Annotated in this window: 4 protein-coding genes and 1 pseudogene; 3 read left to right on the forward strand and 2 right to left on the reverse strand. The window is 57.3% G+C overall.

Annotated elements, in window-relative coordinates:
• Together AC1DLB_RS15200 and AC1DLB_RS15205 are read left to right on the forward strand one after the other, a co-directional pair.
• Positions 1 to 722 (forward strand): YciK family oxidoreductase (locus tag AC1DLB_RS15200; protein WP_477785214.1); only part of this gene is annotated, 722 nt, incomplete at its 5' end.
• Between the two features lie 374 nt (positions 723 to 1,096).
• Positions 1,097 to 2,023 (forward strand): GGDEF domain-containing protein, encoded by a 927-nt coding sequence (locus AC1DLB_RS15205; protein WP_018929860.1) that lies wholly within the window; start codon positions 1,097 to 1,099, stop codon positions 2,021 to 2,023.
• Positions 2,024 to 2,083: 60 nt separating this feature from the next.
• Here AC1DLB_RS15205 and AC1DLB_RS15210 read toward each other — a convergent pair whose 3' ends face one another.
• Positions 2,084 to 2,845, reverse strand: a complete 762-nt coding sequence (locus AC1DLB_RS15210; RefSeq protein WP_218584820.1) for an iron-containing redox enzyme family protein — start codon at positions 2,843 to 2,845, stop codon at positions 2,084 to 2,086.
• Positions 2,846 to 2,922: 77 nt separating this feature from the next.
• Positions 2,923 to 5,382, reverse strand: a complete 2,460-nt coding sequence (locus AC1DLB_RS15215) for an EAL domain-containing protein (protein ID WP_436275193.1) — start codon at positions 5,380 to 5,382, stop codon at positions 2,923 to 2,925.
• Positions 5,383 to 5,600: 218 nt separating this feature from the next.
• On the opposite strand from AC1DLB_RS15215, the pseudogene AC1DLB_RS15220 reads away from it, so the two are divergent.
• Positions 5,601 to 7,680: pseudogene (locus tag AC1DLB_RS15220) on the forward strand (hypothetical protein); the annotation flags it as partial.

Consider the following 7,680-nt stretch of genomic DNA (forward strand, 5'->3'; position numbering starts at 1 on the left):
GTCCTGAATTGCTCAAGGACCGGGTCATCCTGGTCACCGGCGCTGGCCGAGGCATCGGTGCTGCCGCCGCGAAAACCTACGCCGCTCATGGCGCCACCGTGTTGCTGCTGGGCAAGACCGAAGCCAATCTGACTCAGGTCTACGACGAAATCGAAGCGGCCGGGCATCCACAACCGGTGGTGATCCCGTTCAACCTGGAAACCGCCCTGCCCCACCAATACGATGAACTGGCGGCCATGATCGAAACCGAATTCGGCCACCTCGACGGCTTGCTTCACAACGCGTCGATCATCGGCCCACGCACACCGATCGAGCAGTTGTCCGGCGAGAACTTCATGCGCGTCATGCAGGTCAACGTCAACGCCATGTTCATGCTCACCAGCACCCTGCTGCCGCTGCTCAAGCTATCGCAGGACGCCTCGGTGGTGTTCACCTCCAGCAGCGTCGGTCGCAAGGGTCGTGCGTATTGGGGCGCTTACGGCGTGTCCAAGTTCGCCACCGAAGGCCTGATGCAAACCCTGGCCGACGAAGTAGACACCGTCGCCCCCGTGCGCTCCAACAGCATCAACCCCGGCGCCACCCGCACCAGCATGCGCGCTCAGGCCTACCCTGGGGAAAATCCGCTGAACAACCCGACACCCGAGGAGATCATGCCGGTCTACCTTTACTTGATGGGGCCGGACAGTACCGGCATCAACGGTCAGGCGTTCGACGCTCAGTAATGCCCGTGCGTCGCTTTTGTGCCGCGACGACTTCCCGTCGCGGCACGCAAAGCCCGTGATAACTGTTGCTGTTTCAAGTCAAATAAATGCCAATACCCCCGACACCATCCTTCGCAACCTCCCCAACCTTGTTGATTTAGAACGCTTTTTAACCGACTGAACCGAATGGCACGACTTTCGCTCTAATTTTGCTCAGACACGCCGTGTGAAAGCAGACGGGGCAGAGCTCGAGCCGAGAGGTTACTAATCTTCGGCAAAGCGGACTAAACTCGTGCCAAATGTCCTACGGGACTGATGGACCAGTATGACGCGCAGCCCAAAGCCRCTCTCACCCAGCCTGTAAGACAGTCTTACTGTTTAGGGGCTCACGCCATATGAAATCGCCTTCCCAGACCAACGCAATTGACTTCGACAGCGCCAAATTGCAACGCCTGGGCTTTGGTCAGCAGCCTCCCCTTCTGGAGCGGCCCGTCAGTCTTGCGCAGTTGCGTCAGGAGCTGGGCCTGCAACTGCAAACCAGTCTTGAGCCGCAACGTATTCTCGGACTTTTCTTCCGTGAAATTCAGCGCCTTGTACCGCTGGATGCCTTGAATTATGAGCATCAGCCCAGCGACTTGCGCCTGCAGTTCGGCCAGCGAGGTCATCATTCGATCAGCTACAGCCTCAGTCATGAAGGCGAGCAATTGGGTGAACTGGTGTTCCGTCGCAATCAGCGTTTCAGCGATGAAGAGCAAGGCCATCTGGAATCGCTGTTATCAGCGCTTCTCTACCCGATGCGCAATGCCCTGCTCTACCGTGCCGCCACCCAAAGCGCCTTGCGCGACCCGCTGACCGACACCGGCAATCGCATCGCGATGGATCAGACGCTGCAACGGGAAATCGAGATGTCGCGCCGACACTCACAGCCCCTGTCGTTGCTGATGCTGGACATCGATCACTTCAAACAGATCAACGACACCTACGGGCACAGCGCCGGCGATGAAGTGCTCAAGGCCGTCGCGGCCTCGATCAAAAGCCAGTTGCGTAACGTGGACATGGTGTTCCGGTTTGGAGGCGAAGAATTCATGATCCTGCTGTCCAACACCAGCCGGGAAGCCGCGGCCATGGTCGGCGAACGACTGCGGTTCGCTGCGCAGGCCCAGGACTATGTGGCCGAAGGCAAGACCATCGAACTGACGGTCAGCCTGGGTTGCTCGACCCTGCTGCCCGGCGAGTCTGCCGAGAGCCTGTTGCGACGAGCCGACAGTGCGCTGTATGTGGCCAAGCGCGAGGGGCGTAACCGGTTGGCGATGGCGGGGTAGATATTTTTGAAGAGATCGCAGCCTACGGCAGCTCCTACGAGCTGCCGTAGGCTGCGTCTTTTAGCTCTCGGCCAACGCCATCCGCTCACGGACTACCGGGGCTTTTGCCGCCAGTTCCAACTGCATGCATCGCTCCAGGAACAGGTACATGTAGTCGTAACTTTTGCAGACTGCCTGACGCAATTCCATTTGCAGGGATTTGCTCGGGTTCAGCCCCGCCAGGGTGCAGATGATTTCCAGCGCTTCCCAAGGATGGGCATCGTCGTACTGGGCGTGCATCTTCAACCACTTCATGGCCCGCTTGCGATCTTCCTCGGGGAACGATGCCGCATAGACACCACTGGAACAGACCAGCGCCGACCACTCCCCGGTAGCACCCTCGATGGCATAGTTGGTGGCGGCGATAGCCACGATCAACGAGTCCGACGAACTGGTGTGCCAGCACCAGTGACTCAAGGCGTGAAGTTCAGGGGCAACCTGTTGCGCCTGCAGATCTTCCAGGCTGATACCGTGAGCACGGCTCCAGTGCACCCAGTAATCGGCATGGTTCAGTTCGACGCGAATATTGCGCATCAGCCAGCGACGCGCCATGTCTTCGCCAGGGTGGCGTGCAAAACGGGTCTTGGCCAGGTTCTGTGCCATGTATAAGGCGAACTGTTCGACCACCGGCCAGCCACCAATGAGGTACTGACGCATGGTTTTTGCGCTGAGCTTGTTATCGCGCATCCGCTGGTACAGTTCATGTTCGACGACGCGGCGCTTGCTCTCACTGCAATCCTGAATCAATTGCTGAGCCCAGGCGGGGTAACTTGCAGCTTCCATGAGGGGTCCGGTTCTGTTGAATGTGTCGATCACTGTCGCGCTCCTTTTGATTGTGATTTCAAGATCGACAGGAGCTTTCAACGGAATGTGCCGGGCGCCTTGAATAACAAAGGCCGGGGTCTGGCAGGACGACTTTGTAAACTGTCGCAGGTAAACAGATGCGGGCGTTCAATCAGATACCCTTGAGCGTAATCCACCCCGATCTCCAGCAATGCCTGCTCGATCTGAGGTGTTTCAACGAACTCGGCAATCGTGCGCTTACCCATGACATGCCCGATGTGATTGATCACTTCGACCATGGCGCGGTTAATCGGGTCGTCCAGCATATCCTTTACGAAACTCCCGTCGATCTTCAGGAAGTCTACAGGTAAATGTTTCAGGTAAGCGAATGAGGACATACCGGCACAGAAGTCATCTAATGAGAAGTGGCAACCTAAGCCTTTGAGTTCATTAATAAATCTAATTGCGCTAGGCAAATTGGAAATCGCGCTGGTTTCTGTAATTTCAAAACAAATCATTTCAGGCGGAATTGAATATGCAACAAACTGTTCACGAAGGAAGTCCAGAAACGCCTCATCTCCGATAGTAATACCTGACAGATTTATCGCACACATGGCCAGCGGCTCTTCGCCCTCTTGGGCGATGGCCTGGGCAATGACCTTGAAAACGTTCTCCACCACCCAGCGGTCAAGCGACGTCATCAAACCATAACGCTCGGCGGCCGGAATGAAACTGTCCGGCAGAATCATGCGCCCGGCTTCGTCATGCAGGCGCAGCAGGATTTCGATATGTCCGCCGTCCCGCTCGCCAAGACCCAGAGGCGCGATTTCCTGGGAGTACAGGCAAAAGCGGTCCTCCTCCAACGCCATGTGCAGGCGCTGCACCCAAGCCATCTCGCCATAGCGCAGGGACAGTTCCGAATCGTCGGCGTGATAGACCTGAACCCGGTTGCGGCCCTTTTCCTTGGCCATGTAACAGGCCATATCAGCGGCTCGCAGCGAGGCCTCGAGGGTGGCCGGACTCTGAGTGACGTGCACCAGACCAATGCTCACCGTGGTCACGAACGGTCGGCCTTTCCAGACAAAATGCAGGTTCTGCACAGTCTGGCGCAGGACTTCGGCAATTTTCTCAGCCGCTTCCGGCGCACAGTTTTCCAACAGAATGCCGAACTCGTCACCACCCAATCGGGCCAGGGTGTCGCCTTCGCGCAATCCTGATTGCAGCAACGCACAAATATGCCGCAACAACTCATCGCCGGCAGCATGACCGCAGGTGTCGTTGACCAGTTTGAATTGATCCAGATCGAGGAACATCAAGGCGTGACGCCCCGCTTGTCGCATCAGGCTATGCAGGGCCTGTTCCAGGCGATATTCGAATTCGCGGCGGTTGGTCAGCCCGGTCAAGGCGTCATGGGTCGCCTGCCAGGACAGATTGGCGATGTACTGCCGCTCCTGGGTCATGTCATGCAGCACCAGCACGGTGCCACTGACCTTGCCCGCGTTACGGATCGGCGCACCGACCAGGGTGACCGAAACCGTGCTGCCATCCAGTCGCTGGATCAGTTTGGAATGTTCGCTGCCGCCGCTGAGCTGGCCGCTCAAAATGTGTTCGATCAAGGTAAAACCGTCGGCCTGAGCGTTCTCGTCCAGCAGATTGAACAGCGCCGCCAATGGCAACCCCGTCGCCTGTTCGGCCTTCCAGTGAGTCAAGGCCTCGGCGGCCGGGTTCATGTAGGCAATCGCGCCCTCGACGTCGGTGGTGATCACCCCGTCGCCAATCGATTGCAGGGTGATCTGCGCCCGGTCTTTCTCCAACTGCAAGGCATCGGCGAAGGCATGCCGCTGTTCGAGCAGTTTGTGGGTACGCAGCAACGCCAGCACGATCAGGCCCAGCGCGGTGGCGAGGTTCGTCGCCAGCAGCAGCCGGAGAATCATGCGCGAGCCCTCGCCCAAGGCATCGCTGAACGCTTTGGCAGGGGGCGTCACACCATCGTTGATGGCCAAAATCTGCACCTTCCAGCGCTTGATGTCGGCATCGGTGGCCTGGTTATCGACGATACCCTGATGCATTTCCCGCGCGACGTCATCGAGCCGCACCAGGTACGCGTCACCGATCGTCCAGAGCTCGATGGCTTTTTCCAGGTAACTGAAATGCCGGAAATTGAGGTACAGCCAAATCAGGCTGGGGACGTCGTCCGGGTGATTGCCGCCCTTGAGAATCGCGAGCCGCGCGGCCTCGATATTCGGTGGCTGATGATCCAGCGCCATACGCAACTCATGGCCGCCCTGAGGCACGGCAATCGCGTTCTGGTATTTGAGAAAAATCGTCTCGTCGCGACTGTCGGCGTAGAGATTGAGGTAATAGATGGCGTCTTTCTGGCCCTTGGACCACAGGCTCTCACCGCCGACGTAGCCACGAACCGCTGAAAGAACGTAAAGACTGACGCCGCCCAACAGTGCCTGAAACAACACAACGGCAATAAATGGCCAGACGATGCCCAACAGCCGTGGCGTTCCGAGAGTCCGCGCTTGATTCATGAGGTCCCTTGTTTTAGCACCGCCAGATCATCATCCAACGTGATCGCTACAGCTAGACTAGGGTGCGTTCTCGAAACCGGCAAGCAGAGGATCGACCTCAACGCCGTACACGTGCGCCCCATATAGATATATACCGCCAAGGCCAGTTTGGAGATCTGTTTACTGGGCACTTCGGGCTCCCCCTATCCGTTACGGGATCCCTTTCAAAGGAGTGCAACATGACAGAGACGTCTTCACCTTCACCCGATCAACCGGCGCTGTCACCGGCAGACGAAGAATTTCGCGCCAGACAGGCTCTGGGACTCGACGACGGCCCGGATATCGAAAACTTCGGCCTGCGCACCACCGCCCAGGATCGACGAGGGTTCAAGCTTATTCAACGCGGGGGCCCCAACCTCGCGCAACACATGACCATCGACACTTACAAGGCAAAACGCATCGATGTTCAAATCACCAACATCGTGAAGGCTTTCCTGAATGGCAAGCGTTCGTTAATCGGTCATCTTGGCGCCTCGGTACTGGCTTCCACCTCCATGGATCAACTGCGAGCAACGCCGTCTGTATTCCTCCAGCGAATACTGAACACAGTCGAAGCGAAAGAGCTGGGGGACAGGCTGCTCAAGATGCTCAGGTGGTATGGCGCAGGCCCTGGCGAACAAACTTCGGCGTCCGTGCGCCATCAGCTCGTATGCAAAGCCATATGCCTTTACTTRCAAGCCCCGTCAGCGGATGAGCCGCAGGAAGTCGCCGGATTCCGCTGGCAAGACACGGCTCACTGGGGCAAAAGCTACCAGGCCCTGCGCAGCGATTTTGAACAGCACTTGCTGCGCACCAACCGGGTGACCGATGCAAAAGAGGCGGCCTTTCTCGCGCGGGTGTTCGAGACCCGCCTCTCAAAGGACTTCGCTGTGCGCGATATCCCGTCCGACCTTCCTTACAAAAGTTCGGTGGTGTGGGTGAACTTCATGCACGGCGTGCTGCTGGCAGATGAACTCGGCCTTGATCGATTGCAAGCGCTGTCCTTTCAACAACTCGTCGACTTGCCCCTGAGCCGGAGCGCCGACGCCTCGCCCGAACAACTTGAGCAGATAACTCGACTGAGGATGGGGCCGGCACTGGAATGGGCGGTCTGCTGCGGCATCGTTCAATCGCGAACAAAATCCGATTACGACGAGGACGATATGAAGCGGGCGATGGCGGCGCTGGAAAGCCACAGCAAGAGCCTGAACAACGCCATTATGGCACTGGACTTGCCACCCCCTGAAAGATTGAAGATGGCCAAACGGGTAAAGGATGATCTGTTTGGCGAGGCCATGTTCGAATCGGACGGGCTCAAGTTGCTGCGCGATGATCCACCGAGCGGCGGCCCCAAAGACACGCCCTCATTGAAGCTGCCAGGCTATGCATTCCTGGATGTCTATGCCGACGGCCAATTCGATGACAAGAGAAAATGGTTTGTAACCCGGTCCGACGGAAAAACACGAACCCGTCACTGGATCAAGATCGACGACAAGCGAATCCTGCGTCATGAGGAACTCTTTCGCAAGGATCATGAGGGGATCGAAAGGCGTGTGATTACCAGATACGGAGGCAAGACGTTGCCCGATATCAACACGCAGTTTGAAACAAACTTCACAAACTACCTCTCGAAAATCAGGACGGCCTATCAGCCCCTGATCGCCAGTTTGCTGACCTCACTGCCACTGACCGACCGCCAGGCCCTTGAACGGGGTGACGTCCGCTTGCTGAGCCTGCACCTGGACGAAAAACTCATCAAGGCAAGGGGAGACATCCGGCCAAGAAAAGGTTTCGTTCTACAGGTGACCCACAATCATGAAATTACCTATTACGAACTGATCCCGAATGCTGGCGTCATTCGTCGTCGACCCCACCTGAGAGTTTCAACAGTCAACGGGGTTCGCACCACGTTTCCATTGCACGCCTCGATCCCCGGACAAACATATACTGCTGAAATCAGCACTACGCTGCTTCTCGATTGGGCCGCTCACTTAAATGGCACGCAGCCTGCTGAAAGAGCGTACTGCGTGGCGATCCTCGGCGTGGTAGGCGACGTGCCCACAGTTGTATCGCCAATCGCAGCCGTTAACGATAGCGAAGTAACAGCGCTGGCATCCTCCCGTTTGAATGCAGTGGCCCACTACATTGCAACGAACTTCCTGTTCGTCGACGAACAGCTGTTGCGTACCCAGTCTCGCGGCGTGACGGCATTCGACACCATCAGGACCAGAAGCGAACAAAGGATCAGTACGACCCTGGAAATAGCCAAAGGGCTTGTAC

It is taken from the genome of Pseudomonas sp. 05N434 (genome assembly GCF_056396965.1).